25 protein-coding genes and 1 tRNA gene are annotated in these 24590 nt (G+C 70.2%); 15 read left to right on the top strand and 11 right to left on the bottom strand.

The features are described 5' to 3' along the window. Positions 1-11: 11 nt before the first annotated feature. Positions 12-1250, bottom strand: a complete 1239-nt coding sequence (locus tag OHT77_RS19780; protein ID WP_328829858.1) for a low temperature requirement protein A — start codon at positions 1248-1250, stop codon at positions 12-14. 49 nt (positions 1251-1299) lie between these two features. On the opposite strand from OHT77_RS19780, the gene OHT77_RS19775 reads away from it, so the two are divergent. Beyond that, positions 1300-1476, top strand: a complete 177-nt coding sequence (locus OHT77_RS19775) for a hypothetical protein (RefSeq protein WP_328829857.1) — start codon at positions 1300-1302, stop codon at positions 1474-1476. 8 nt (positions 1477-1484) lie between these two features. Here the strand turns inward: OHT77_RS19775 and mscL are convergent, their stop codons facing one another. The 6 genes from mscL to OHT77_RS19745 all read right to left on the bottom strand — a co-directional run bounded on the left by mscL (position 1485) and on the right by OHT77_RS19745 (position 7326). Continuing rightward, the gene (mscL, locus tag OHT77_RS19770; protein WP_328829856.1) at positions 1485-1943 is read right to left on the bottom strand and encodes a large conductance mechanosensitive channel protein MscL; all 459 of its coding nucleotides are present in this window, start codon (positions 1941-1943) and stop codon (positions 1485-1487) included. A 174-nt stretch (positions 1944-2117) separates the two neighbouring features. Then, complete coding sequence (locus tag OHT77_RS19765) at positions 2118-2732, bottom strand: hypothetical protein (protein WP_328829854.1); 615 nt, start codon at positions 2730-2732, stop codon at positions 2118-2120. 141 nt (positions 2733-2873) lie between these two features. After that, complete coding sequence (locus tag OHT77_RS19760) at positions 2874-3707, bottom strand: S-methyl-5'-thioadenosine phosphorylase (RefSeq protein ID WP_328829852.1); 834 nt, start codon at positions 3705-3707, stop codon at positions 2874-2876. 98 nt (positions 3708-3805) lie between these two features. Then, positions 3806-4126, bottom strand: coding sequence for an FmdB family zinc ribbon protein (locus OHT77_RS19755; protein ID WP_266771399.1), 321 nt, complete (start codon positions 4124-4126; stop codon positions 3806-3808). 70 nt (positions 4127-4196) lie between these two features. Beyond that, the gene (locus OHT77_RS19750; RefSeq protein WP_328829851.1) at positions 4197-5474 is read right to left on the bottom strand and encodes an MFS transporter; all 1278 of its coding nucleotides are present in this window, start codon (positions 5472-5474) and stop codon (positions 4197-4199) included. A gap of 271 nt (positions 5475-5745) precedes the next feature. Continuing rightward, positions 5746-7326: a potassium/proton antiporter gene (locus tag OHT77_RS19745; protein WP_328829850.1), complete on the bottom strand. Its 1581-nt coding sequence runs from the start codon at positions 7324-7326 to the stop codon at positions 5746-5748. 194 nt (positions 7327-7520) lie between these two features. Here OHT77_RS19745 and OHT77_RS19740 point away from each other — a divergent pair, with 194 nt between their 5' ends. Continuing rightward, positions 7521-10271, top strand: coding sequence for a penicillin acylase family protein (locus OHT77_RS19740; RefSeq protein WP_328829849.1), 2751 nt, complete (start codon positions 7521-7523; stop codon positions 10269-10271). 49 nt (positions 10272-10320) lie between these two features. On the opposite strand, the gene OHT77_RS19735 is transcribed toward OHT77_RS19740, so the two are convergent. Further along, on the bottom strand, positions 10321-10902 hold the full coding sequence (locus OHT77_RS19735; protein WP_328829847.1) for a 5-formyltetrahydrofolate cyclo-ligase: 582 nt from the start codon (positions 10900-10902) through the stop codon (positions 10321-10323). 132 nt (positions 10903-11034) lie between these two features. Between OHT77_RS19735 and galU the strand changes: the two genes are divergently transcribed. The 7 genes from galU to OHT77_RS19700 all read left to right on the top strand — a co-directional run bounded on the left by galU (position 11035) and on the right by OHT77_RS19700 (position 16686). Continuing rightward, positions 11035-11937 (top strand): UTP--glucose-1-phosphate uridylyltransferase GalU, encoded by a 903-nt coding sequence (gene galU, locus OHT77_RS19730; protein ID WP_266771406.1) that lies wholly within the window; start codon positions 11035-11037, stop codon positions 11935-11937. A 5-nt stretch (positions 11938-11942) separates the two neighbouring features. After that, the gene (gene glp, locus OHT77_RS19725) at positions 11943-13265 is read left to right on the top strand and encodes a molybdotransferase-like divisome protein Glp (protein ID WP_328829846.1); all 1323 of its coding nucleotides are present in this window, start codon (positions 11943-11945) and stop codon (positions 13263-13265) included. Between the two features lie 62 nt (positions 13266-13327). Then, positions 13328-13840 (top strand): cyclic pyranopterin monophosphate synthase MoaC, encoded by a 513-nt coding sequence (gene moaC, locus OHT77_RS19720; RefSeq protein ID WP_328829844.1) that lies wholly within the window; start codon positions 13328-13330, stop codon positions 13838-13840. After that, positions 13837-14367 (top strand): MogA/MoaB family molybdenum cofactor biosynthesis protein, encoded by a 531-nt coding sequence (locus OHT77_RS19715; protein ID WP_328829842.1) that lies wholly within the window; start codon positions 13837-13839, stop codon positions 14365-14367. Before moaC ends, OHT77_RS19715 begins: the two co-directional genes overlap by 4 nt. A gap of 20 nt (positions 14368-14387) precedes the next feature. After that, the gene (locus OHT77_RS19710) at positions 14388-15002 is read left to right on the top strand and encodes a GNAT family N-acetyltransferase (RefSeq protein ID WP_328829841.1); all 615 of its coding nucleotides are present in this window, start codon (positions 14388-14390) and stop codon (positions 15000-15002) included. Between the two features lie 208 nt (positions 15003-15210). Further along, positions 15211-16551, top strand: coding sequence for a divisome protein SepX/GlpR (sepX, locus tag OHT77_RS19705; protein WP_328829839.1), 1341 nt, complete (start codon positions 15211-15213; stop codon positions 16549-16551). 61 nt (positions 16552-16612) lie between these two features. Continuing rightward, positions 16613-16686, top strand: a tRNA-Ala gene (locus tag OHT77_RS19700). Between the two features lie 116 nt (positions 16687-16802). Here the strand turns inward: OHT77_RS19700 and OHT77_RS19695 are convergent. Continuing rightward, positions 16803-17483 (bottom strand): ArsR/SmtB family transcription factor, encoded by a 681-nt coding sequence (locus OHT77_RS19695; RefSeq protein ID WP_328829837.1) that lies wholly within the window; start codon positions 17481-17483, stop codon positions 16803-16805. Between OHT77_RS19695 and OHT77_RS19690 the strand changes: the two genes are divergently transcribed. Next, complete coding sequence (locus OHT77_RS19690; protein ID WP_328829836.1) at positions 17482-18441, top strand: hypothetical protein; 960 nt, start codon at positions 17482-17484, stop codon at positions 18439-18441. The two genes, OHT77_RS19695 and OHT77_RS19690, sit on opposite strands and share 2 nt — an antisense overlap. Further along, positions 18438-18560 (top strand): hypothetical protein, encoded by a 123-nt coding sequence (locus OHT77_RS19685; protein WP_328829834.1) that lies wholly within the window; start codon positions 18438-18440, stop codon positions 18558-18560. The genes OHT77_RS19690 and OHT77_RS19685 overlap by 4 nt, the downstream gene beginning before the upstream one ends. Before the next feature lie 137 nt (positions 18561-18697). On the opposite strand, the gene OHT77_RS19680 is transcribed toward OHT77_RS19685, so the two are convergent. Next, complete coding sequence (locus OHT77_RS19680; RefSeq protein WP_328829833.1) at positions 18698-19174, bottom strand: GNAT family N-acetyltransferase; 477 nt, start codon at positions 19172-19174, stop codon at positions 18698-18700. Between the two features lie 163 nt (positions 19175-19337). Between OHT77_RS19680 and OHT77_RS19675 the strand changes: the two genes are divergently transcribed. Further along, positions 19338-20141: an exodeoxyribonuclease III gene (locus tag OHT77_RS19675; protein ID WP_328829832.1), complete on the top strand. Its 804-nt coding sequence runs from the start codon at positions 19338-19340 to the stop codon at positions 20139-20141. A 196-nt stretch (positions 20142-20337) separates the two neighbouring features. Here the strand turns inward: OHT77_RS19675 and OHT77_RS19670 are convergent, their stop codons facing one another. Further along, positions 20338-20970, bottom strand: a complete 633-nt coding sequence (locus OHT77_RS19670; protein WP_328834282.1) for a MerR family transcriptional regulator — start codon at positions 20968-20970, stop codon at positions 20338-20340. Positions 20971-21168: 198 nt separating this feature from the next. Here OHT77_RS19670 and OHT77_RS19665 point away from each other — a divergent pair, with 198 nt between their 5' ends. From OHT77_RS19665 to OHT77_RS19655, 3 genes are read left to right on the top strand one after another with little or no spacing between them, the layout of a single operon-like run. Then, positions 21169-22701 carry a flavin-containing monooxygenase gene (locus tag OHT77_RS19665; RefSeq protein ID WP_328829831.1) on the top strand — a complete coding sequence of 511 codons (1533 nt, stop codon included), beginning with the start codon at positions 21169-21171 and terminating at the stop codon, positions 22699-22701. Next, entirely contained in the window at positions 22698-23636 is a 939-nt protein-coding gene (locus OHT77_RS19660; RefSeq protein WP_328829830.1) for an alpha/beta fold hydrolase, read from the top strand. The genes OHT77_RS19665 and OHT77_RS19660 overlap by 4 nt, the downstream gene beginning before the upstream one ends. Next, on the top strand, positions 23633-24517 hold the full coding sequence (locus OHT77_RS19655) for an SDR family oxidoreductase (protein ID WP_266771451.1): 885 nt from the start codon (positions 23633-23635) through the stop codon (positions 24515-24517). The genes OHT77_RS19660 and OHT77_RS19655 overlap by 4 nt, the downstream gene beginning before the upstream one ends. The last annotated feature ends 73 nt before the right edge of the window (positions 24518-24590 follow it).

Here is a 24590-nt window from a genome sequence, read left to right as displayed (position 1 = left end):
CCGGATTTCGGTCAGGCCGTCCGCGCCGTTGCCCCGGGCCCGCTCTCCGCGGCCGCCATGCGTGCCGTCAGGGTCACCCCTACCGCCACCGTCAGCGCCGACACCAGGCCCGCCGCCAGTACCGCCCAGTGGCCCAGGAACGTGCAGCAGATCACCAGCAACGCGGCCACCGGGAGCACCAGTTGCTGGGCGATGCCCACCTTGTAGTGGCGGGCGTGCAGGGCCCACACGCTGAGCAGGTAGAGGGCCGTGGGAAGGGTCACCGCCGCGGAGGCCGCCAGGGTGGAGATGTGGGCCTTGCCCACGGCCTCTGTCACCGACACCTCCAGGCCCGCGCCGATCGTGGCCGCGGCGGCGAAGATCAGGTAGTGGCCGTAACCCCACAGGAACGCCTGCTGGTTGGTGCGCAGGTGCCCGTGGATCGGCACTACGAAGTAGATCCACCAGGCGGCGAACACGATCAGCAGTCCGCCCGCGGCGATCGGCAGCAACTCGCCCAGCGCGTCGTGCTCGTCCACCCCCGACTTCACCGCCACCGTCGCCGCCGCGATCGTCTCGCCCAGCACGATGATCGTGAACAGGCCGTACCGCTCGGAGATGTGGTGCGGATGCCAGGGCGTGGTGAAGTCCTTCTCCGCGTAGAGCGGCACGCACAGCTCCGCGATCACCATCACGAGGAACACCCACGCCCGTGCGTGCTCCGGCAGGACCACCAGCCCCAGCCAGCCGACCAGGCAGAGGAGTACGCCGCCCGCGTACCTCAGGGCCATCGTGCGCTCCGGGCCCTGTGCCGCCCGCGCCGCCCGCAGCCACTGCGATGCCATCGCCAGCCGCATGATCAGGTAGCCGAGCCAGACGACCACGTAGTCGTGCTGGTCGAAGGCCCGCGAGACACCGGCCGCGAGGACCAGGACGCCGGCGATCTGCACCAGGGTGACGACCCGGTACAGCACGTCGTCGTTGTCGTAGGCCGAGGCGAACCACGAGAAGTTCATCCACGCCCACCAGATGGAGAAGAACTGCATCGCGTAGTTCAGGATGCCCTCGCCCGCGTGTCCCTCGCCGACGGCGTGGGCCAGCTGGAGGCCCGCCTGCGCGATGGCCACGACGAAGCACAGGTCGAAGAAGAGCTCCAGCGGCGAGGCGACCCGGTGCGGCTCGTCCCGGCCTCGGGCGGTGAGCGGGCGCACGGAGCGCAGGGGTCTCTGGGGGCCGTGGGAGCTGGGGGAGCTGTGGGTGTCCGACGTCATGGGGACTAGCACAGCAGATGACGTCCGCAGGTGGCCGTACCCTGGAGGCATGAGTACCGCCCCCGACCCCGGGCCGCGCGATCCCAAGCCCGCGCTGGTCTTCGACGACCCGCTGAGCCGGCCGTCCTCCGACGACACGGACCGTGGGTGGGGCGAGCGTCCAGAGGGCGACAGCGCCGCCGATCTGAAGCGCTTCCTCGACGAGAAGCCGCCCCACCACATCTGAGCCGTCGGTTACGGCTCGCGGTGTCCTTCGCCGCGCTGCGCGACGAGCGCGTCGCGGATCTCCTTGAGCACTTCCAGCTCCGTGATCTCGATCATCTCGTGCGTGCCCTCCTTGGCCTTCCGATGGGCCTCGATCCGCGCCAGGTACTTCGACATGGGCAGGACCATCAGGAAGTAGACGACCGCCGCGGTGATCACGAAGCTGAGGGTGGCTCCCAGGACGGAGCCCCACATCAGCTGGATGCCCTTGTCGCCCGAGCAACTGCTGCTCAGACACGAGCTGTAGGTGTCCAGGTTCTGTGTGCCGATCGCCCCGACGAGCGGGTTGATGATCCCCTTCACCACCGAGTTGACGATGTTCGTGAAGGCGGCACCGATGACGACCGCGACTGCCAGATCGACGACGTTCCCGCGCATCAGGAAGGCCTTGAAGCCCTGCCAGACGCCCGGTTCCTTCTTCTCGCTCAACTCGGAGCCTCTTCTCGCACGCGCGGGGTGTGGAACCAACAGGTCCGCAACCTACGTCAAGGTCCGGCCGTCCTGTCCAATTCAGTAACTCCAATGAGGGACTTGACAGCAAGTCGCCGAGTCCTCGAAAGGCACGGTTCACCCCCCGGACCAGCACCGACACCAACCGGCTGATCAACACATCGTCACCGCCAGCCGTGCCGTGGCACTCGCGCCGGCCAGCCGCGCCGCCGTGCCGCGCGGCACCGACAGCACCACCAACGCCCCGCCGCCGCCCGCCACTTCGACCGGTTCGGGCACCTTCGTCACCCGCGCCCCGCGCGCGACCACGTGCGCGTCACCGCCTGCCGCCGGCTCCTCCGCGGCGATCACATCGACCCGGTCGCCCGCCCGCAGCAGCCGCACCGTGCCGGCGTCGGCGATCCGCACCGGGGCCGACACCCACTCGACCGCCCGGCGCTGCCGTACCGGATCGACCACCGGGTGCCCGCGGGGCCGTTCACTGTGCCGCGCCTCCGCGGCCTCGCGCGGGCCCGCCGCCACGAGCGCCGCGGCCGTCAGCGCCAGCCCCGCGGCCACGGCCCGCCTCCGATGCCGTAGCAACCGGCGCAGCTGCTGACGGCCGCCCCGCACCCGCACCGGTGCGAAGTGCGGCACCTCGCAGGTGGGCGGGGCGTCGGTGCCCAACGGGCGCGGGAAGGGGGCGAGATGGGGATCGGGATCGGCTGAGAGTGAGGTCGTGAAAGGCGGTCCTGACGGGGCTGTGAAGGGCGGACGGGACAGGGACATGGGAACACCACCTGCGACGAGGGATCGGCTTGCGGTCCCACGATGAAGGTTTGCGCCGATGTCTGCCGGAGCCCGTGTGTTACCCGTCGGTTGTGGACAACTCCCTCACCCGAACGGGACGTTCCGCCGCCTGGGCCCCGGTTACGGCAGTGCGAAGCCCGGGTCCATCCCGCCCAGCGCGTTCGCGCACAGGCAGTCCCGCTCCCCGCTCTCCGGCAGCGCGGCCACCGTGTCGAACAGCACGCCCCGCAGCCGGTCCACGTTGGCCGCGAACACTTGCAGCACCTCGTCGTGGGAGACGCCCTCGCCGGTCTCGGCGCCCGCGTCGAGGTCGGTGACGAGGGTCAACGACGAGTAGCAGAGCTCCAGTTCACGGGCGAGCGCGGCCTCGGGGTGGCCGGTCATGCCGACCACCGACCAGCCCTGCGCCTGGTGCCACAGCGACTCGGCGCGGGTTGAGAAGCGCGGGCCCTCGATCACCACGAGCGTGCCGCCGTCCACCGGCTCCCAGTCGCGCCCGCGCGCCGACTTCAGCGCGGCGGCCCGGCCGGTGGGGCAGTAGGGGTCGGCCAGCGACACGTGCACCACGTTCGGCACCGCGCCGTCGGGCAGCGGGAGTCCGTCGAAGTACGTGCCCGTGCGGGACTTGGTGCGGTCCACCAGCTGGTCCGGCACCAGCAGCGTGCCCGGCCCGTACTCGGGGCGCAGCCCGCCCACCGCGCACGGGCCGAGGACCTGGCGGACGCCGACGGAGCGCAGCGCCCAGAGGTTGGCGCGGTAATTGATGCGGTGCGGCGGCAGATGGTGGCCGCGTCCGTGCCGTGGCAGGAACGCGACCCGCCGGCCGGCGATCTCGCCGAGGAAGAGGGAGTCGCTGGGGGGTCCGTAGGGGGTGTCCACCTCGATCTCGGTCACGTCGTCGAGGAACGAGTAGAAGCCGGAGCCGCCGATTACGCCGATCTCTGCGTTCGCCATGCCCCGCACCCTAGCGGCCGTCGAAATGGCGCGGAAACCGGCTCCGGAAACGCCGAAGACCCTGTCGTCGTGCGACGACAGGGTCCCGCGGAAGTGTCCTACGCGGCGGAGCTGTTACTGGACGAGGAGCCCGAACTCGACGACTTCGAGTCCGAGGAGGACGACGAGGTCGAGGGGGTGGACGGCTTCGAGTCCGAGGACGTCGACGGCTTCGGGGTGGCCGGCGTGCTGCTCGACGAGGAGCCGCGGCTGTCGTTCCGGTAGAAGCCGGAGCCCTTGAAGACAATGCCGACCGCGGAGTACACCTTCTTCAGGCGTCCGCCGCAATTGGGGCACTCGGTCAGCGCGTCGTCGGTGAACTTCTGGACCGCTTCAAGGCCCTCGCCGCACTCGGTGCACTGGTACTGGTAGGTCGGCACTGTTGTCTTCCTCCTGGCACTCTCACTCAATGAGTGCTAACGAGCGTCCATACTGACGTATTCCCGGGGATCAGTCCACTGCCACCGGCACGCGGTGACCGACGCCACGTGCCACGGTCCGGCTGTGGGGCCGGGTCGCGAGGCGTGAGCGCAGGGCCAGCAGGGTCCCCAGGGCGAGCACGGTGCCGACCATCGGGACCAGGAAACCGGCGCCGCCCCACAGGCGGTCCTCCAGCTGTCCCGCGACCGTGACGGCGGCGGCCTGGCCGAGGGCGACCGCGCCGGTCAGCCAGGTGAAGGCCTCCGTACGGGCGCCGGCCGGGACGAGTCCCTCGACCAGCGTGTAGCCGGTGATCAGGGCGGGCGCGATGCACATGCCGACCAGGAGACCCAGGCCCGCCAGCAGCGCCACCGAGTGCGCGGTCCACAGGGCGGACGCGGTCAGCGCGAGCGCCGCGTAGCCGATGAGCAGGCGGCGCTGCGGGGCGACCTTCCAGGCGACGGCACCGCAGACGATCCCGGAGAGCATGTTGCCGGCGGCGAACGTGCCGTACAGGACGCCGTTCAGGCCCGGTTCGCCGATCGACTCGGTGAACGCGGCCAGGGAGACCTGCATCCCGCCGAAGACGGAACCGATGCCCAGGAAGGTCACGATCAGCACGCGCACCCCGGGGATGCTCAATGCGGAAACGTGCTCCACGCGTGCGTGCCCGGCGGTGACGGCCACCGTGGGCTGGGTGCTCTTCTGGGCGGCGAACAGCAGGCCGCCGACGAGGGTCAGCGAGGCCTCGGTGATCAGGCCGGCGGCCGGGTTCACGGCGGTGCACAGGGCGGTGGCCAGGAGCGGGCCGAAGACGAAGGTCAGCTCGTCCGTGACGGACTCGAAGGCCGCGGCGGTGCTCAGCAGCGGGGAGTCCTGGAGCTTCACGCCCCAGCGGGCGCGCACCATGGGCCCGATCTGCGGCACCGAGGCGCCGGTGGGCACGGCCGCCACGAACAGCGCCCACAGGGGCGCGTGGCCGAGCGCGAGGGCCGTGAACGTGAGGCCCGACAGGGTGTGCACCAGGACGCCGGGGAGCAGGACGGTCCGCTGTCCGTAGCGGTCGGCCAGGCGGCCGCTGTAGGGCGCGAACAGGGCCATGGAGACGCCGGTGACGGCCGCGGCGGCGCCCGCCGCGCCGTAGGAGCCGGTGGTGTGCTGGACCAGCAGCACGATGGAGATGGTGAGCATCGCGAACGGCTGGCGTGCCGCGAAGCCGGGAAGCAGGAACGTCCAGGCGCCGCGCGTGCGCAGCAGCTGCCCGTATCCGGGACGGGATCCCGTCCCGGAGGTGACCGTGGATGCCACGGCCCGTGCCTTTCTGCCGCCTGGTAGCGCGCCCTGTGCGGGGGGCGCCGAGAGCTGTCCTCTTGCGCGGAACTGCGGTAGATACCGGTGCCCACTGCGGAGAGGGTCTCGGCCGCCATACGGTCGCGCCAGCACTGCTTCAGGCAGAGTTGGTTCGATCAGAATGTGCCTTCATCGTACAGGTGGAGAGGTGCGGTGAGCCTGTGAAAACGGGCACCACGCGCGCGTTCACCTGTGATTGGTGAACATGTGAACCGTGCGAAACATGCCCTTAACGGCCGGCGCCGGTGACGTCCGTGCCCAGCCACCCCGCGAGCTTGCCGCCGTGGCCCACCGCGCGCAGACGCTGCTCCGCCGCGTCCCGGACCGGGTCCGTGGTGACCACGAGGAGTTCGTCGCCGCGCCGCAGGACCGTCGAGGGCAGGGGGACGAACGATTTTTCATCGCGTACGACGAGGGTGACCGCGGCCCCGGCCGGCAGTCTCAGCTCGTTGACCTCGACGCCGTGCATCTTCGACTCCGGGGGGATCGCCACCGACAGCAGATGCCCGCGCAGCCGCTCCAGAGGCGCTGATTCGACTCCGAGGTCGGCGGCCTCCGCACCCTCGCCGAGCCGCAGCTTGCGCGCCAGCCAGGGGAGTGTCGGCCCCTGGATGAGGGTGTAGACCACGACCAGGACGAAGACGATGTTGAAGATGCGGCGGCTGCCGGAGACGCCGTTCACCATGGGGATCGTCGCCAGGATGATGGGCACCGCGCCGCGCAGCCCGGCCCAGGACATGAGGGTCTGCTCCTGCCAGGGCACCCGGAACGGCGTGAGGCTCACCACCACGCTGAGCGGCCGGGCGACCATTGTCAGCACCAGGCCGATGATGAGCGCGGGCCAGACGTCGTCCCCCAGTTCGTGCGGGGTGACCAGCAGGCCGAGCAGGACGAACATGCCGATCTGGGCGATCCAGCCGAGCCCCTCGGCGAAACCGCGTGTGGCGGGCCAGTGGGGCAGCTTGGCGTTGCCGAGCATCATCGAGGCGAGATAGACCGCCAGGAAGCCGCTGCCGTGTGCCAGGGCGCCCGCCGCGTACGCGGTGACCGCGATGGCCATGACGGCGATCGGGTAGAGCCCGGAGGCGGGCAGCGCCACGTGCCGGATCCCCCAGGACCCGAGCCAGCCCACCGCGACACCCATGGCCGCGCCGATGGCCAGTTCCAGGGCTATCTCGCCCACCAGGAGGTACCAGTGCTCGACGGGGCCCGCCGTGGAGAAGGCGACGACCAGGATGACCACCGGGGCGTCGTTGAACCCGGACTCGGCCTCCAGCGTGCCCGTCACGCGCGCGGGGAGGGGGATTCGGCGCAGCACGGAGAAGACCGCCGCCGCGTCCGTCGAGGACACCACCGCCCCGATGATGAGCGCCTGCCGCCATTCCAGGCCGACCACGTAGTGCGCGGCCGCGGCCGTGACGCCGACGCTCACCGCCACTCCCGCCAGCGCCAGTGTGGCCGCGGACGACAGGACGGGCCTGACCTCTTTCCACTTCGTGCCGAGGCCGCCCTCGGCCAGGATCACGACCAGGGCCGCGTACCCGATGACCTGGGTCAGCTCGGCGTTGTTGAAGTGGATGTCGCCGACGCCGTCCTGGCCCATGGCGACGCCGATCCCCAGGTACACGAGCAGGCTCGGGAGCCCGCTGCGCGAGGAGATCCGGACCGCCGCGACGGCGACGAGCAGGACGAGCGAGCAGACGAGCAGAAGCTGGTCGAGGTGGTGGACAGTCAGTGGCCTTCCCTTCCTCGGCTGACGCGCCTCTGGGGCGACAGCACACGTACAGGGGACGCGAGGCTGCGGCGCCATGCATCCAAGTACTTCGTTACCTTACCTAACTCTTGACGCTTTCTTGACACTTCTCGAGGCAAGATCGAACGCCCGTCCGCGTCGGTACCCGACTCCGCGTCAAGTCGCCCGGGACCCTGCGCCTATGGTTGCTCCAGCGCTCAGTCAAAAGCACAGCCCGCCCTGCCGCTCGCGTTAGGACAGCAAGGACAGCGATGCCCCCCAACACCACCGCCTCATCGGGTCATAAGCCCGGCAAGTCCGGCAGGAAAAAGGGGCGCAAAGCCCGTCTATTGGTGCTTGTTCTGGTACTGGCCATCATCGGGGGCATCGCCTACGGCGCGTACTGGTCGATCAGCACGGTCCGCGCGTCGCTTCCGCAGACCACCGGATCGATCACCCTCGACGGCCTGTCCGGACCCGTCGACGTGAAGCGCGACAGCTACGGCATCCCCCAGATCTACGCGTCCTCCGACGCGGACCTGTTCATGGCCCAGGGCTACGTCCAGGCGCAGGACCGGTTCTACGAGATGGACGTGCGCCGGCACATGACCTCCGGCCGGCTCTCCGAGATGTTCGGAAAGGGCCAGGTCAAGAACGACGAGTTCCTGCGCACCCTGGGCTGGGACCGAGTGGCCCAGAAGGAGTACGACACCACGCTGTCGGCCTCCACGAAGAAGTACCTCCAGGCGTACGCCAAGGGAGTCAACGCCTACCTCAAGGGCAAAGACGGCAAGGACATCTCCCTGGAGTACGCGGCCCTCGGGTTCGAGAACAACTACAAGCCGCAGAAGTGGACCCCGGTCGACTCGATCGCGTGGCTCAAGGCGATGGCCTGGGACCTGCGCGGCAATATGCAGGACGAGATCGACCGCGCCCTAATGACCAGCCGCCTCGGCCCCCAGCAGATCGCGGACCTGTACCCGGAGTATCCGTACAGCCGCAACCAGCCGATCGTCACCGAGGGCGAGTACGACGAGTACACCAAGACCTTCGGCAGCTCTGACAGCTCCACCAGCACGTCCACGAGCGGCACGACGGGGTCGACGTCGTCCTCGTCGGGTTCGGCCCTCACGAGCCAGCTCTCGAGCCTCTCGAACGTCCTGGAGGACCTCCCGACGGCCGTCGGCGTGAACGGCCAGGGCATCGGCTCCAACTCCTGGGTCGTCGCCGGCAAGAACACCATCACCGGCAAGCCCCTCCTGGCCAACGATCCACACCTGGAGGCGTCGCTGCCGTCGGTGTGGTACCAGATGGGCCTGCACTGCCGCGCGGTCTCCAGCAAGTGCCAGTACGACGTCTCCGGCTACACCTTCGCGGGCATGCCCGGCGTCGTCATCGGCCACAACCAGAACATCGCCTGGGGCATGACCAACTCCGGGGTCGACACCACCGACCTCTACCTGGAGAAGCTCTCCGGGGACGGCTACCTGTACGACGGCAAGACGAAGCCCTTCACGACCCGCACGGAGACCATCAAGGTCGCCGGCGGCGCGTCCAAGAAGATCGTCGTCCGGGAGACCAACAACGGCCCGCTGCTGTCCGACCGTGACGACGAACTCGTGAAGGTCGGCAAGAAGGCCACCGTCGACGCCGCGGCACCCGACAGAGGCGACGGCTACGGCATCGCCCTGCGCTGGACCGCCGAGGACCCGGGCACCACCATGGACGCCGTCTTCGCCATCGACAAGGCGTCGAACTGGACCGAGTTCCGCGCGGCCTCCACGAAGTTCGACGTGCCCTCCCAGAACCTCGTCTACGCCGACACCAAGAACAACATCGGCTACACGCTGCCCGGCAAGATCCCCACGCGCGGGAAGGGCGACGGCTCGCTGCCGGTGCCCGGCTGGGACCCCAAGTACGACTGGAACGGCTACATCCCGCAGGCCGCCCTGCCGTACGAGTTCAACCCGAAGCGCGGCTACATCGTCACCGCCAACCAGGCCGTGATCGACAAGGACAAGTACCCGTACACACTCACCACGGACTGGGGCTACGGCACCCGCAGCCAGCGCATCACCGATCTGATCCAGTCGAAGATCGACGGCGGCGGCAAGATCTCCACCGACGACATGCGGCAGATGCAGCTCGACGACAGCAGCGAGATCGCCAAGCTGATCGTGCCCAAGCTGCTGAAGCTCGACATCGACGACCCGGACGTGCGCGAGGCGCAGAAGCTCCTGGAGGGCTGGGACTACACCCAGGACGCCGACTCGGCGGCCGCCGCCTACTTCAACTCGGTCTGGCGCAACATCCTCAAGCTCGCCTTCGGCAACAAGCTCCCCAAGGAGCTGCGGGTCAAGGGCCAGTGTCTGATCGTCAAGCCGGTCGACACCACCGGGCCCGCCGACGAGGACAACCAGAAGGTCCGCGAGTGCGGCGAGCGCGATGCCGACGAGGCCCAACCGGACGGCGGCGACCGCTGGTTCGAGGTCGTCCGCAAGCTCATGGACGACCCCACCAGCGACTGGTGGAAGACCCCCGAGTCGGGCAACCGCCCGGGTGCGAGCAACATGAACCAGCTGTTCAAGCGCGCCATGATCGACGCCCGCTGGGAGCTCACCGCCAAGCTCGGCAAGGACATCGACACCTGGAGCTGGGGTCGGCTGCACCGCCTGTTCCTGAAGAACCAGACCCTGGGCACCGAGGGCCCCGGCATCGTCAAGTACGTCCTCAACCGCGGCCCCTGGAAGCTCAGCGGCGGCGAGGCCACGGTCAACGCGACCGGCTGGAACGCGGCCGGCGGCTACGGAGTCGTCTGGGTGCCGTCGATGCGCATGGTGGTCAACCTGGACAACTTCGACAAGTCCAAGTGGATCAACCTCACCGGAGCCTCCGGACACGCCTACAGCGCGCACTACACCGACCAGACCAGCAAGTGGGTCAACGGTGAACTGCTGCCCTGGTCGTTCTCGTCCAAGGCGGTCGACGACAGCACGAGCGACACCCTGGTGCTCAAGCCGTGAATCGTTGAACGAACTGAAATGGCCCTCCACGCGTGCGTGGAGGGCCATTTCAGTTCTCGGTGAACCGGTGCGGACCGCTCGGTGTGACCGCCGCCCGCACCGGCCGGTCGTGCGCCTCCGCAGGGACCCGCTCGACGACCTCGGAGTCGTACAGCAGCACCACCAGCGCGGGATGCGCGCCCGCCCGCTCCAGCCGCGCCAGTACGCGGTCGTACGACCCTCCGCCGCGGCCCAGGCGCATCCCGCGCCCGTCGACCGCCAGGCCGGGCAGCAGGACGACGTCGGCGGCCGTCACGGCGTCCGGGCCGAGCCGCTCGCCGGAGGGCTCGAACAGCGCCATCTTTCCGCCGTGTTGGACCCTTGCGAGCGAGCCCTCGCCGTCGTAGGCGCCCCAGTCCAGGTCGTTGTCCGGGAGGAGCACCGGCAGCAGGACGCGGACGTCCCGCGCGCGGAGTGCGTCCAGGAGCGCGAGCGTTCCGGGTTCGGTCCCGACGGAGACGTAGGCCGCCACCGTGCGCGCGTGCGCCAACTCCGGCAGTTCCAGGGCGCGGTCGGCGAGCGCGTCGCCCGCCTCCCGTACGTCATCGGCCGTCAACCTGTTCCTCACCGCGAGGAACTCTCGCCGCAACATTCGCTTGTCAGGCTCGGCTTCATGTCCTAGGTGACGCACAGGTCCCACCCGTACCCTCTCTAATGTGCTCATATGAGAACGTTTCAACCGGTGCCACAGATTGCGCACAAACGCACCGGATAAGGTTCGGGCATGACTCAGTCGCACCCCAGGATCAGCAAGGCTGTCATTCCCGCAGCCGGTCTCGGCACCAGGTTCCTGCCGGCCACGAAGGCAACTCCCAAGGAGATGCTGCCGGTCGTGGACAAGCCCGCGATCCAGTACGTGGTCGAAGAGGCCGTGTCGGCTGGGCTCGACGACGTCCTCATGATCACCGGACGCAACAAGCGCCCTCTTGAGGACCACTTCGACCGCAACTACGAGCTCGAATCCGCCCTCCAGAAGAAGGGCGACGCGGGCCGGCTCGCCAAGGTCCAGGAGTCCAGCGACCTCGCGACCATGCACTACGTCCGCCAGGGCGACCCCAAGGGCCTCGGCCACGCCGTCCTGTGCGCCGCCCCGCACGTCGGCCACGAGCCCTTCGCCGTCCTCCTCGGGGATGACCTGATCGACCCCCGCGACCCCCTCCTCGCGCGCATGGTCGAGGTCCAGGAGCTGCACGGCGGCAGCGTCGTCGCCCTCATGGAGGTCGAACCCGAGCAGATCCACCTCTACGGCTCCGCGGCCGTCGAGGCCACCGCGGACGACGACGTCGTCAAGGTGACCGGCCTGGTCGAGAAGCCCGACGCGGCCGACGCCCCGTCGAACTACGCGATCATCGGCCGCTACGTCCTCGACCCCCACATCTTCGACATACTGCGCAAGACCGAGCCGGGCCGCGGCGGCGAGATCCAGCTCACCGACGCCCTCCAGCAGCTCGCCACCGACGAGAAGGTCGGCGGCCCCGTGCACGGCGTCGTCTTCAAGGGCCGCCGCTATGACACCGGAGACCGGGGCGACTATCTGCGTGCCATTGTCAGACTCGCGTGCGAACGTGAAGACCTGGGGCCGGACTTCCGGGCCTGGCTTCGCAGTTACGTAGCCGAGGAGATGTAGCAACGTTGAGCACCGCCGCGACCCGCACCGCAGGACCCGACCACCTCTGGACGGTGGACGAGCACCTGGAGGACATCCTCGCGACCGTCCGCCCCCTGGACCCCATCGAGCTCCATCTGCTCGACGCCCAGGGCTGCGTCCTGGTCGAGGACGTCACGGTGCCGGTCTCGCTCCCGCCCTTCGACAACAGCTCGATGGACGGGTACGCGGTGCGGGTCACGGACGTGGCGGGCGCGAGCGAGGAGTACCCGGCCGTCCTGACGGTCATCGGTGACGTCGCGGCCGGGCAGGCCGAGTCCCTCCACGTGGGCCCCGGAGAGACCGCCCGCATCATGACCGGCGCCCCGCTCCCGCCCGGCGCCGAGGCCGTCGTCCCCGTGGAGTGGACCGACGGAGGCCTCGGCGAGGGCCCGGTCACCGGCATGCGGGCCCGCAGCCAGTCCCCCGAGGGAGCCGGCGGGCACGTGCACGTGTACCGCTCGGCCGAGGCACGCGCGCACGTCCGCGCGCAGGGCAGCGACGTGAAGGCGGGCGACCGCGCCCTGGAAGCCGGCACCGTCCTCGGCCCGCCGCAGATCGCCCTCCTCGCCGCGATCGGCCGCGGCACGGTCCGCGTACGCCCCCGCCCGCGCGTGGTCGTCATGTCCACCGGCAGCGAACTCGTCCAGCCCGACGAGCAGTTGGGCAACGGCCAGATCTACGACTCGAACAGCTTCGCCCTCACCGCCGCCGCCCGCGACGCCGGAGCCATCGCCTACCGGGTGGGCGCCGTCGCCGACGACGCGGAGACCCTCCGCTCCACCATCGAGGACCAGCTCGTCCGCGCCGACCTCATGGTCACCACCGGCGGCGTGAGCGTCGGGGCGTACGACGTCGTCAAGGAGGCGCTGTCCTCCGTAGGGGACGAGGACGAGGAGGGCGCCGGGATCGACTTCCGCAAGCTCGCCATGCAGCCCGGCAAACCCCAGGGCTTCGGCTCCATCGGCCCCGACCACATCCCGCTGCTGGCCCTCCCGGGCAACCCGGTCTCGTCGTACGTCTCCTTCGAGCTGTTCGTCCGCCCCGCGATCCGCACCCTCATGGGCCTGGACGACGTGCACCGCCCGAGGACCCGGGCCACGCTCACCGCGGACAAGGCGCTGACCTCCCCGAAGGGACGCCGGCAGTTCCTGCGCGGGACGTACGCCGACGGCGCGGTCACCCCCGTAGGGGGCGCCGGATCGCACCTCGTGGCGGCCCTCGCGCTCGCCGACGCGCTGATCGTCGTCCCCGAGAACGTCGAGTCCGTGGAGCCCGGCACCGAGGTCGACGTGGTCCTGCTCGGCTGAGTACTGCTGGTTGGCGGTACCGTGTCGCGCACAACACGCCCGGACCGGGAGCGCCACACAGCATGACTGAGCCTTTCCGGGGGAGCACCCCCGGACCCCCTGCGCACGACCGACTGACGCACATCGACGAAGCGGGCGCCGCCCGGATGGTCGACGTGTCCGGCAAGGACGTGACCGCGCGCACCGCCACCGCCACCGGACGCGTCCTCGTCTCGCCCCGCGTGGTCGAACTGCTGCGCGGCGAGGGGGTCCCCAAGGGCGACGCCCTCGCCACCGCGCGCATCGCCGGAATCATGGGCGCCAAACGCACCCCGGACCTGATCCCGCTCTGCCACCCGTTGTCGGTGTCGGGTGTGAAACTGGATCTGTCGGTCGCGGACGACGCCGTACGCATCCGGGCCACCGTGAAGACGACGGACCGCACAGGCGTCGAGATGGAGGCGCTCACCGCGGTCTCCGTCGCCGCGCTCACCGTGATCGACATGGTCAAGGCGGTCGACAAGGGAGCGGTCATCACGGACGTGCGCGTGGAGGAGAAGACGGGCGGCAAGTCGGGCGACTGGAGCCGGACATGACGCCCGACAGCACGCTGTCCGCGCCGTACCGCGCCCTGGTGGTCACGGCCTCCAACCGGGCCGCCACCGGCGTCTACGAGGACAAGGGCGGCCCACTGGTCGCCGACGGCCTCAAGGGTTTCGGCTTCACGGTCGAGGGGCCACAGGTCGTTCCCGACGGCGACCCCGTGGAGGCCGCGCTGAGAGCCGCCGTGGAGGCCGGTTACGACGCCGTCGTCACCACCGGCGGCACCGGCGTATCGCCGACCGACCGCACCCCCGAGGCGACCCGCGCGGTCATCGACTACGAGGTGCCGGGCATCGCCGAGGCCATCCGGGCGTTCGGACGGGAGAAGGTGCCGACCGCGGCGCTCTCCCGGGGGCTCGCCGGAGTCGCCGGGTACACACTGATCGTCAACCTTCCGGGGTCCACCGGCGGGGTGAGGGACGGCCTCGCCGTCCTGGAGCCCCTGCTGGCGCACGCCGTCGACCAGATCCGCGGCGGCGATCACCCCAGACCCGCCGACACCAGTGGGGGTGCGAGCTGAACAGCCCATCCTGGCCTGCCGTGCTGGTGGACGGCGACATCGTCCTGAGGCCGATAAAACTGCGCGACCAGCGTGCCTGGCGCGAGGTCAACCGGCGCAACCGGGACTGGCTGCGCCCCTGGGAGGCGACGATTCCGCCGCCCACTCCCAGCGGGCCGATCGCGCACCGGCCGACGTACCGGCAGATGGTCCGGCATCTGCGTTCCGAGGCGAACTCGGGCCGGATGCTGCCGTTCGTCATTGAATACCAGGGGCGCCTGGTCGGGCAGTTGACGGTGGCGGGGATCACCTGGGGTTCCATGTGTTCGGGCCACATCGGTTACTGGGTGGACGAGTCGGTGGCCGGGCGCGGAGTGATGCCGACGTCCGTGGCACTCGTCGTCGACCACTGTTTCCGGTCCGTCGGACTGCACCGCATCGAGGTCTGTATTCGCCCGGAGAACGGCCCCAGCCGCCGCGTCGTCGAGAAACTCGGATTCCGTGAGGAGGGGCTCAGGCCCCGTTATCTCCACATCGACGGCGCCTGGCGCGACCATCTCGTCTTCGCGCTCACCGCGGAAGAGGTGCCCGAGGGGTTGCTGAGCCGCTGGCAGCGGGCACGCTCCCGGAGTACCCCGCACGACAATCCCGCATAGCCCGGAGGGGTGGAAGTCCGGGACGCTGGAAATGGAATAAGTGTTCGAAAGTGATCGGCGGATGACCGTCTTAGGGCAATGAATTCGCCAACTCGGCGGCCTGTTGATCGCATCGGTCACAAAAAAAGCTCGAAATATCAGCCAGATCGTGCGACACACCGGCTCAATTGGCAGATGGCCTCACGCAAACCCCTCTACCGTGTGAGGCGTGAGCAGCAGCGGCCTCATCTACGCAGTCATTGTCGGGGCCTGGGCCGCCTACTTGGTGCCGATGTGGCTCCGTAGGCAGGACGAGCTGAACGAGGCCCGTCCGACGGAACGCTTCAGCACCGCCATCCGGCTGCTGTCCGGACGGGCGGGAATGGAGCGCCGGTACGCCAAGGACCTGCGGGCGCGCTCCGCCGAGGAGGGGGAGCCCAGCGCCGACGCCTCGGACGCCGTCACCGACTCGGTGGACGTCCGGGCCTTCGCCATGCCCCCGGTCCGTCCCCAGGTGCACGCACCCGTCCGCCAGCAGAGCCACGAACGGCCGGAAGCGCCGCGAGAACCGGAACGCGGAACGGTCCGCGAGCCGGAGCGCGCGGCGGCGCGGGAAGCGGCGCGCGAGTCCGAGCACACGCCGCCCGTCCGTGAACCGGCACGCGAGCAGGCGCCCAAGTCGGCACCCCCGCAAGCCCCCGCGTCCGCCAAGGCGCCCAAGTCCCCCTCCGCGTCCGCGCGCAAGCGTGTCCCGGTCGCTCGGCGCAGCCCCGCCGAGGAGGCCGCGGCAGCGCGCGCCCGGCGCGTGAAGGTGCTCGCGCGCCGCAGACGTACCACCGTGATGCTCTTCCTCGCCTTCACGCTCGGCGCGATCGTCGCGGCGGTCGGCGGGCTCGCCCTGCTCTGGGCGCCCGGCGTGCCGGCGGTACTGCTCAGCGGATACATCGCCTACCTGCGCACCCAGGAACGCCGCCGCTTCGCCTACCAGATGGACCGGCGCAGGGCCGAGGTCGCCGCGCAGCGACTGCGGGAGCGCCAGCCGCGTCGGCGCGCGTCCGTGGACGCCTCGCTCGACGACGCCGAGGAGGGGCCGGAACCGCAGACCGACCCCGGGCTGTCCGCGCTCGCCGCCGACCGCCGCGCCCTCGTCGAACAGACCGACCACGCCGAGTGGGTCGACCAGCAGCGCGAGCGGCAGCGCCGGCCGGGCCAGGGCGACAGCTGGGACCCGGTACCGGTCCCGCTGCCGACGTACGTCACCGCACCGGTCGCGCCGCGCGCCACGTCCGACGTGGACCTCGGGGCGCCGGACGCGTGGAGTTCGGCCCGGTCCAGTTCCGTGGCGCCGGAGCAGGAGGCGCAGTCGGGTGCGCGGGACGACCGCGACGCCCAGCACGCCCACGACGTTCAGGACGAGGACGCGGAGGACGGGTCGGAGGACAGGACGACGGCGGACGGCCGCACCGACGCCCGCCGCGCGGCCTCCGCCCGCCGCGCCCGCGAGCGGGGCCGCACCCCGCTGTTCGATCAGTACGAGGACGGCGAACGGCCCCGCGCGGCCAACGAGTGACCAGGCAAGGAACGGATTTCCAAGCACCCTGACGGGGATGCTAGAGTTTCACTCGTTGCAAGGGCCTGTGGCGCAGTCTGGTAGCGCACCTCGTTCGCATCGAGGGGGTCTGGGGTTCAAATCCCCACAGGTCCACCGCAATGACTGTTCTTGAGTTCACTCAGGGGTAGTTGACGAGATCCCGTCCGATCTTCACGATCGGGCGGGATCTTCGTCGTTTCCGGGGGCCTTCGCCCGCAGCCGAGTTGGGGTCATTCGGCGGGGAGGGCGAACCACCGCAGATGGACGGGGCGGGCGCCGGGCGGTGCGTCTTCCGGGCCGCGGGAGAAGCGGGCCAGCAGCTCCAGATAGGCGTCGTGGAAGGCGTCGACCTCTTCCGCGGTGAGGTGGCTGAGGCTCCGTGAGCCTCGCATCCAGCCTTGTGAGTCCGCCTGTTCCGCCATGAAGCGGCGGGCGAGCTCGATGTCCTCCTCCATCCTCATCCGGTCGAGCGTGCTCGCGACGGCACGCTCGCCGTCCGTCATCTCCTCCTGCGCGGGCCTGCGAATGTCCAGCCCGCGCACCGCCCGCCACCAGCGCTCGCGTCCGCCGGGGCTGTCCGGGACGTCCTCGATGAACCCGCCCTGCTCCAGCCGGCGCAGGTGATAGCTGAGGGTGCCGGTGTTCTCGCCGAGGGCGGCGGCGAGGGTCGTCGAGGTCGCTGGTCCGGAGACGCCGAGGTGACGCAGGATCCGTAGCCGCAGGGGGTGGGCGAGGGCCTTCAGTGCGGCGGGGTCGCTGACTTGGCGCCGGGTGTCGTCCGTCGGTTCGGGAGCCGGGGTGGAGTCCGGTGCGGGGGTGGGCGCGGGGTCCGGTGCGCGGTCTGGCGCGAGGTTCGGCTCAAGGGCGTCCCGTGCGGGATCCGGTGCGGGGAGCTCCTGCGATTCGCTCATGGCGGCAGCGTACAGCCAATGCTCTGCAGATTTTTCTCTGCAGAACTTCCCATGCAGAGAAAAGCCTGTAATGCTGGATGGAGGCCGCTCCTTCGAGTCGGCCGACTCGACGCTTCATTCGGAGGTCGCCATGCTTCGTGCCGCCCGCACAGCTCGTGCAGTGCGCACAGTTCACGCAGCCCGTTCGGTCAGTTCAGTCCGTTCGGTGCGCCCGGCCCGTCTGGCCCGGCGGCTCGTGCTGTCGCTGGCCGCTCTGACTCTGGGGGTGGGTGTGACGGCAGGGTCGGCCCATGCGGCGGCTCCCGCCCCCGTGCCGGGTGCCGACTTCAGTGCCTGTCCGGCGCTTTCCGAGCTTCCTGAGGGTGCCGATCCCGGGGACTGGCGTTGCGAAGCGATGACTGCCGTCGGGCATCTGACCCTCGGGCGCATAGACCAGTCGCTCGACAAGGGCATGGCGATCACCTTCGCCGAGGGCACGGTCGACGGAGAGTTCCGCCAGGTCTTCGGCGCGATGACGGCCGCTCCTGTGCGCGTCCGGGGCACGTGGTTGGAGATCACGCCTCGGTACGCGGGTTACTTCGACTTCCAGTCGAACGATCAGCGGCGCGGCGAGCTGAACTTGAAATTCGGGATCTCGGGGCCGGCCGTGCCGTCCGGCTGTTCCATCGGTACCGATGAGGATCCGGTGCGGCTGGTGCTGAAGGAGACCGCGGCGTCGACCGTCGTCTCGCAGGATCCGCTCGTCGTCGCGTTCGGGGTGGCGGACAACCGGTTCACGGCACCGAGGACCGCGGGCTGCGGCCGTCTGGGGCCGGTGCTCGACGCGGTGCTCCGGATGCCGTCACCGGCCGGGGCGAACAGCCTGGAGTTGGATGCGCGGGTGGGCCTCCGCGGCTATGGCGAGGCAGGGACGGCCGCGTCTTCGCCGAGTGGGCTCATATCAGGGATATCCCGGTGAGCCGCGCTGCCGCCCGGCCTGGGCTCGCGTTTCCGCTGGTCGGTGAGGTCGGTGAGGTCGGTGAGGTCGGTGAGGTCGGTGAGGTCGGTGAGGCGGGTACGGCGAGGGGCGTCGTCTAGTTGCCCGGCTGCCTCATCGCCCGCCTGACGGATCCCACCTGCTTAACGGACCCCACCCGTCTGACGGACCCCACCCGCTTAACGGACCCCACCCACCCGCCGGACGCCCCCGAGCCAGCCCACCGCCCCGACGAGACTCACAGCCCCTTCGCAAAACACCGACTGTCCGCGTGGAAGCGGTAGTAGCCGAACTTCACGCAGGGCTCGTAGCCGCTGGAGGTGTAGAGGGCGATGGCCTCGGGCTGCTTGATGCCGGTTTCCAGGACCATGCGGGTGCGGCCGGCCGCGCGGGCGTTTTCCTCCAGGGTGGCCAGTATGCGGCGGGCGAGGCCCAGGCCGCGGGCCTGCTCGATGACGTACATGCGCTTGAGTTCGGCGTCGCCGTCCTCGTTGCCCTCGCCGTTGGCGTCCTGGGCGCGCCAGCCGCCGGTGGCGACGGGGGAGTCGTTCTCGTCGTACGCGATCAGGTACACGCCGTTCGGCGGGGTGAAGTCCGTCGGGTCCAGGGTGGTGGCGTCGCCGCCGTCGCCGTAGCGGACGTGGTATTCGGCCTGGACCTGGTCGTTCAGCTTCACGGCGTCGGGGTGGTCGAACGGGACGGGGCGTATTTTCATGCCGAGTATCGTACTTCTATGCGTAGGGAGGGCCTGCGGAAGACCGGGTGGAGCCGCGGAGGACCGAGGGGGTCCGCGCAGTGCCGCGAGGGTTCATGGAGGACTGTGAGGGTCCGCGCAGGGTGGATCCGGACTCCGTCCAGTGTGCCGGTATTGTGCCCGAGTGCTCACTGTGACCTCTGCCAATGTGAACGGACTGCGGGCCGCCGCGAAGAAGGGCTTCGTGGAGTGGCTCGCGGAGACCTCCGCCGATGTGCTCTGTCTGCAGGAGGTGCGGGCCGAGCCGCAGCAGCTGCCGGACCACGTCCGCGCCCCGGAGGGCTGGTACGTCGTGCACGCGCCGGCCGCCGCCAAGGGGCGTGCGGGTGTCTCCCTCTACAGCCGGCGTGAGCCGGACCGGGTCCAGGTGGGCTTCGGGTCGGCCGAGTTCGACGGGAGCGGTCGTTACGTCGAGGTCGACCTGCCCGGGGTCACGGTCGCGAGTCTGTATCTGCCCTCCGGTGAGGTCGGTACCGAGCGGCAGGACGAGAAGGTGCGGTTCATGGGCGAGTTCTTCGCCTATCTGAAGGGGCTGCGGGAGCGGTCCGCGGCCGACGGGCGTGAGGTCGTCGTCTGCGGTGACTGGAACATCGCCCATCACCCCGCGGACCTCAAGAACTGGCGGGCCAACCAGAAGAGTTCGGGGTTCCTGCCGGAGGAGAGGGAGTGGCTGGGCACCGTCTTCGACGCCGGGGACGGTGGGTTCGTTGACGTCATGCGCGGACTGCACCCCGATGTCGAGGGGCCGTACTCCTGGTGGTCCTACCGGGGGCGGGCGTTCGACAACGACAGTGGTTGGCGCATCGACTATCACGTTTCGACGCCGGGGCTCGCGGCGAAGGCGGTCAAGGGGTTCGTCGAGCGGGCGGCCACGCATGACGAGCGGTGGTCGGACCACGCGCCGGTGACGGTGGTCTACGACCTCTGATCGGCGGTCTGCGGCCTGGAGACCGTGGTGGAGGCGCCCCGGCTCCTCCCGTGCCGCCTCTGGTCGGTGGTCTACGACCTTGATCGGCGGTCTGTGTCTTGGACGCCGATGTGCAGGCGCCCCGGCTCCTCCCGTGCCGCCTCTGACCGGTGGTCTACGACCTCTGATCGGTGGTCTACGTCCTCCGGTCGGTGGGCTACGACCCCTGGTCGGGCTGGCGGAGTCGGCGGTCCATGGCCATGGAGAGTTCCGCCTCGACGACGCTCTTCGCGAGGGGGCGCAGTCGTTGCAGGTCGTCCGGGGTGCGGCCGCCGGAGATGACCAGGGCGGTGAAGAGTTCGGCGAGGGCGTCGGTGTGCTCGCGGACCCGGCGGCCCGCGGCGAGGACGTCGGCGAGGGGGATGCCCTCGCGGACCAGGGCGGCCGTGACGTCCAGGAGGCGGCGGCTTATGTGGACGATCTCGCTGCCGTCGGTGCCGAGGTAGCCGAGTTCGAGTGAGGCGGCGAAGTTCTCCGGGGTGGCCTGGTCGCCGAAGTAGTCGGCGAGGGCCTCCGGGGTGAGCCGGACCGGGGTCTCCTCGGTGGGGGCGCCGAGGCCGAGGAGCTCGCCGACGTTGCGGCCGTGGTCGAAGGCCTCGGCGAGTTCCGCGATGCCGTTGAGGGTGTGGCCGCGTTCCAGGAGCGCCGAAATCGTGTGCAGGCGGGCCAGGTGCGTCTCGTCGTACCAGGCGATACGGCCCTCGCGGCGCGGCGGGTGGATGAGTTTGCGCTCGCGGTAGAAGCGCAGGGTGCGCACGGTGATGCCGGCCTCCGCGGCCAGTTCCTCCATGCGGTACTCGCGCTTCTCCGTCTGCTCTGCCTTCTCCGCCACGCCCGCACCCTACGTCGTGGCCCGGGGGCGCGTGTTGGCGGCCGCTGATTCAAATGCCCTCCTCCCGACCCCTACCCATCGGTAAGGAGCTGCTCTACGCTCCGATTGCGCCAGTGTTCACTGGCGCGGTTACTTGGTCGTATGGAAGGGCACGGGATGACCGAACACGAGCATGTGCGGGTGGCGGTGATCGGGTCCGGGTTCGGCGGGCTGGGAGCCGCCGTGCGGCTGCGGCGCGAGGGCGTCACCGACTTCGTCGTCCTGGAGCGCGCCGACAGCGTGGGCGGGACCTGGCGGGACAACAGCTATCCCGGCTGCGCCTGCGACGTACCGTCCCATCTGTACTCGTTCTCCTTCGCGCCGAACGCCGACTGGCCGCGCACGTTCTCCGGGCAGGGGCACATCCGCGCCTACCTGGAGCACGTCACGGACGTCTTCCGGCTCCGGCCGCACCTCCGCTTCAACAGCGAGGTGAAGATGATGACGTGGGACGCGGAGCGGCTGCGGTGGGAGATCGAGACCACCAGCGGGTCGTACTCCGCCGACCTCGTCGTCTCCGCGACCGGGCCGCTCTCCGACCCCAAGGTCCCGGACGTGCCCGGGCTCGACACGTTCCCCGGTGAGGTCTTCCACTCGGCGCGCTGGGACCACGACTACGACCTGCGGGGCAAGCGCGTAGCGGTGGTCGGTACCGGGGCCTCCGCGATACAGATCGTGCCGGCGATCCAGCCCGAGGTGGGGCGGCTCACCCTCTTCCAGCGCACCCCGCCCTGGGTGATGCCCCGCGTCGACCGGGCCATCAGCGGCGCCGAGCGCGCCCTGCACCGCGCGCTGCCCTTCACCACCCAGGCGCGGCGCGGACTCCTGTGGGGCATAAGGGAGTTGCAGACCCAGGCGTTCACCAAGCGGCCCGACCAGCTGGCCCTGGTGGAGCGGGTGGCCAAGCGGAACATGGCCCGCTCGATCAAGGACCCGGCGCTGCGCGCCAAGCTCACCCCCGACTACCGCATCGGCTGCAAGCGCATCCTGCTCTCCAGCGCCTACTACCCGGCGCTCGCCCAGCCCAATGTCGACGTCGTGGCCAGCGGGCTGAGCGAGATCAGGGGTTCGACCGTCGTCGCGGCCGACGGCACCACGGCCGAGGTCGACGCGATCGTCTTCGGCACGGGCTTCCACGTCACGGACATGCCGATCGCCGAGCGCGTCATCGGCGTGGACGGGCGGACGCTGGCCGAGGCCTGGCAGGGCGGGATGCAGGCGCTACGCGGGACCTCCGCGGCCGGGTTCCCGAACTGGATGACCGTCATCGGGCCCAACACCGGCCTCGGCACGTCCTCCATGATCCTGATGATCGAGTCCCAGCTGAACTATCTCGCCGACTACATACGGCAGTTGGACGTCCTGGGCGGACAGGTCGCCCTCGACGCCCGGCCGAGCGCGGTCGGCGCGTGGAACCGGTGGGTGCAGGAACGCCTGAAGCGGACCGTGTGGAACACCGGCGGCTGCACCAGCTGGTACCTGGACGCGAGCGGCCGTAACACCACGATCTGGCCCGGTACGACGGCCGAGTTCCGCAAGGCGACCCGGCGCGTGGACCTCTCCGAGTACGAGGTCGTCCGGGCGCAAGCACGGTCGACGGAGGCCGCGGAGACGGAGGAGACAGAGGAGACGGAGGTGGCCAGCGCATGAGCCGGCTCCTGCATGTCGCCACCGGGGTGTACGCCCCGCCCACTCCCGTACGGGAGTTGACCGTCACCTCGGCCGACGGCTCCCGGCTGCACGTCGAGGTGCACGGGCCCGAGGACGGCGTGCCGACCGTCGTCCTCGCGCACGGCTGGACCTGCTCGACCGCGTTCTGGGCCGCGCAGATAAGGGAGTTGGCGGTCGACCACCGGGTCGTCGCCTACGACCAGCGGGGCCACGGGCGCAGTCCCGCGGCCCTCGCGCACAGCGCCGACGCGCTCGCCGACGACCTGGACGCCGTACTGGAGAAGACGCTTCGGGGCGGGGAGAAGGCGGTGGTCGCCGGGCATTCCATGGGTGGGATGGCGGTGCTCGCGGCTGCTTCGCGGGCGCGGTTCCGGGAGCATGTGGTGGCCGTTCTGCTGTGCAGCACGGGGAGTTCGCGGCTGGTGGACGAGTCGCTCGTGGTGCCCTTGCGGGCCGGGCGGGTGCGGTCCTGGCTGACCCGGAAGGCGCTCGGGTCGCGGGCGCCGCTCGGGCCGGTCACGCCGACCGCGCGGCGCATCCTCAAGTACGCGACGATGGGCGCCGGTTCGGCACCCGACATGGTCGAGGCGTGCGCGCGGATCGTGCACGCGTGTCCGCGGGGTGTGCGGCACGCGTGGTCGGAGGTCCTCGACTCGCTCGAACTCGACCACCAGGTGCGGGAGTTGGCGGTGCCGACGGCGGTCGTCGTCGGGACGGCGGACCGGATGACGCCGCCGGTGCACGCGCGGGGGCTGGTCGCCGCGCTGCCGCAGTGCGTCGGCAGTACCGAACTTCCCGGGCTCGGCCATATGACGCCCGTCGAGGCGCCCGAGCTGGTCAGCGCGAAGATCCGCGAACTGGCCGCCACGTACGCGCAGTTCAGTCAGGGCGATCAGGTCAAGGAGGGCGCATGAGCAGGGTGAGTCTTGAGGGTCAGGTCGCGGTCGTGACCGGGGCCGCGCGAGGTGTCGGCGAGCTGCTCGCCCGCAAACTCTCCGCGCGCGGGGCCAAGTTGGCGCTCGTCGGGCTGGAGGCGGACGAGCTGAAGCAGGTCTCCGAACGGCTGCACACCGACAGCGCCCACTGGTACGCCGACGTCACGGACCACGAGGCGATGGCGCGGGTCGCGGCCGAGGTCAAGGAGCGGTTCGGGAAGGTCGACATCGTCGTCGCCAACGCGGGTGTCGCCAGCGGGGGGCCGTTCCTCGACTCCGATCCCGTCGCCTGGCGGCGGGTGATCGAGGTCAATCTGATCGGGTCCGCGGTGACCGCGCGGGCGTTTCTGCCCGTGCTGATGGAGAGCCGGGGGTATCTGCTGCAGATCGCCTCGCTGGCCGCGATCACTCCGGCGCCGATGATGACCGCGTACTGCGCGTCCAAGTCCGGCGTCGAGGCGTACGCGCACAGTCTGCGGGCCGAGGTCGGGTACAAGGGCGTGCGGGTCGGGGTCGGGTATCTGTCGTGGACCGACACGGACATGGTGCGCGGGGCCGATCAGGACGACGTCATGCGGGAGTTGAGGTCGCGGTTGCCGTGGCCCGCGAACAAGACGTATCCGCTGGGGCCGGCCGTGGACCGGATCGTCGCGGGGATCGAGCGGCGGTCCAGCCATGTGTACGGGCAGTGGTGGCTGCGCGGGATGCAGGGTGTGCGGGGGTATCTGCCGGGGGTCATCGGGTCCGTGGGGCAGCGGGAGATGCGGCGGTTCGGGTCGCGGCTGGACGGGATGCGGTCGGGGCTCGTCGGGGCGGGTGGGGCGGCGGACGACGCGGCCCGTGCTACTCAGCGTGACTGATCGAGATGCGGGGGGTTAGCGGGCGTGTGAGTCTGGATGAGGCCCCACCGAGGGGTCATGAATTCCCCCCCAC

The sequence above is a fragment of the Streptomyces sp. NBC_00252 genome, from assembly GCF_036187565.1.
Classification (GTDB): domain Bacteria; phylum Actinomycetota; class Actinomycetes; order Streptomycetales; family Streptomycetaceae; genus Streptomyces.
The sequence above is the reverse complement of the archived record's forward strand: the minus strand, read 5'-3'. Positions and strand labels throughout refer to the sequence as shown.

Excerpts from the sequence above, each read along its gene's own strand:
- OHT77_RS19780 (WP_328829858.1), bottom strand. The coding sequence starts at position 1,250 with ATGACGTCGGACACCCACAGCTCCCCCAGCTCCCACGGCCCCCAGAGA.
- OHT77_RS19775 (WP_328829857.1), top strand. The coding sequence starts at position 1,300 with ATGAGTACCGCCCCCGACCCCGGGCCGCGCGATCCCAAGCCCGCGCTG.
- OHT77_RS19765 (WP_328829854.1), bottom strand. The coding sequence starts at position 2,732 with ATGTCCCTGTCCCGTCCGCCCTTCACAGCCCCGTCAGGACCGCCTTTC.
- OHT77_RS19760 (WP_328829852.1), bottom strand. The coding sequence starts at position 3,707 with ATGGCGAACGCAGAGATCGGCGTAATCGGCGGCTCCGGCTTCTACTCG.
- OHT77_RS19745 (WP_328829850.1), bottom strand. The coding sequence starts at position 7,326 with ATGGCGCCGCAGCCTCGCGTCCCCTGTACGTGTGCTGTCGCCCCAGAG.
- OHT77_RS19740 (WP_328829849.1), top strand. The coding sequence starts at position 7,521 with ATGCCCCCCAACACCACCGCCTCATCGGGTCATAAGCCCGGCAAGTCC.
- OHT77_RS19735 (WP_328829847.1), bottom strand. The coding sequence starts at position 10,902 with ATGTTGCGGCGAGAGTTCCTCGCGGTGAGGAACAGGTTGACGGCCGAT.
- galU (WP_266771406.1), top strand. The coding sequence starts at position 11,035 with ATGACTCAGTCGCACCCCAGGATCAGCAAGGCTGTCATTCCCGCAGCC.
- moaC (WP_328829844.1), top strand. The coding sequence starts at position 13,328 with ATGACTGAGCCTTTCCGGGGGAGCACCCCCGGACCCCCTGCGCACGAC.
- OHT77_RS19715 (WP_328829842.1), top strand. The coding sequence starts at position 13,837 with ATGACGCCCGACAGCACGCTGTCCGCGCCGTACCGCGCCCTGGTGGTC.
- OHT77_RS19690 (WP_328829836.1), top strand. The coding sequence starts at position 17,482 with ATGGCGGCAGCGTACAGCCAATGCTCTGCAGATTTTTCTCTGCAGAAC.
- OHT77_RS19695 (WP_328829837.1), bottom strand. The coding sequence starts at position 17,483 with ATGAGCGAATCGCAGGAGCTCCCCGCACCGGATCCCGCACGGGACGCC.
- OHT77_RS19680 (WP_328829833.1), bottom strand. The coding sequence starts at position 19,174 with ATGAAAATACGCCCCGTCCCGTTCGACCACCCCGACGCCGTGAAGCTG.
- OHT77_RS19670 (WP_328834282.1), bottom strand. The coding sequence starts at position 20,970 with ATGGAGGAACTGGCCGCGGAGGCCGGCATCACCGTGCGCACCCTGCGC.
- OHT77_RS19665 (WP_328829831.1), top strand. The coding sequence starts at position 21,169 with ATGACCGAACACGAGCATGTGCGGGTGGCGGTGATCGGGTCCGGGTTC.
- OHT77_RS19660 (WP_328829830.1), top strand. The coding sequence starts at position 22,698 with ATGAGCCGGCTCCTGCATGTCGCCACCGGGGTGTACGCCCCGCCCACT.
- OHT77_RS19655 (WP_266771451.1), top strand. The coding sequence starts at position 23,633 with ATGAGCAGGGTGAGTCTTGAGGGTCAGGTCGCGGTCGTGACCGGGGCC.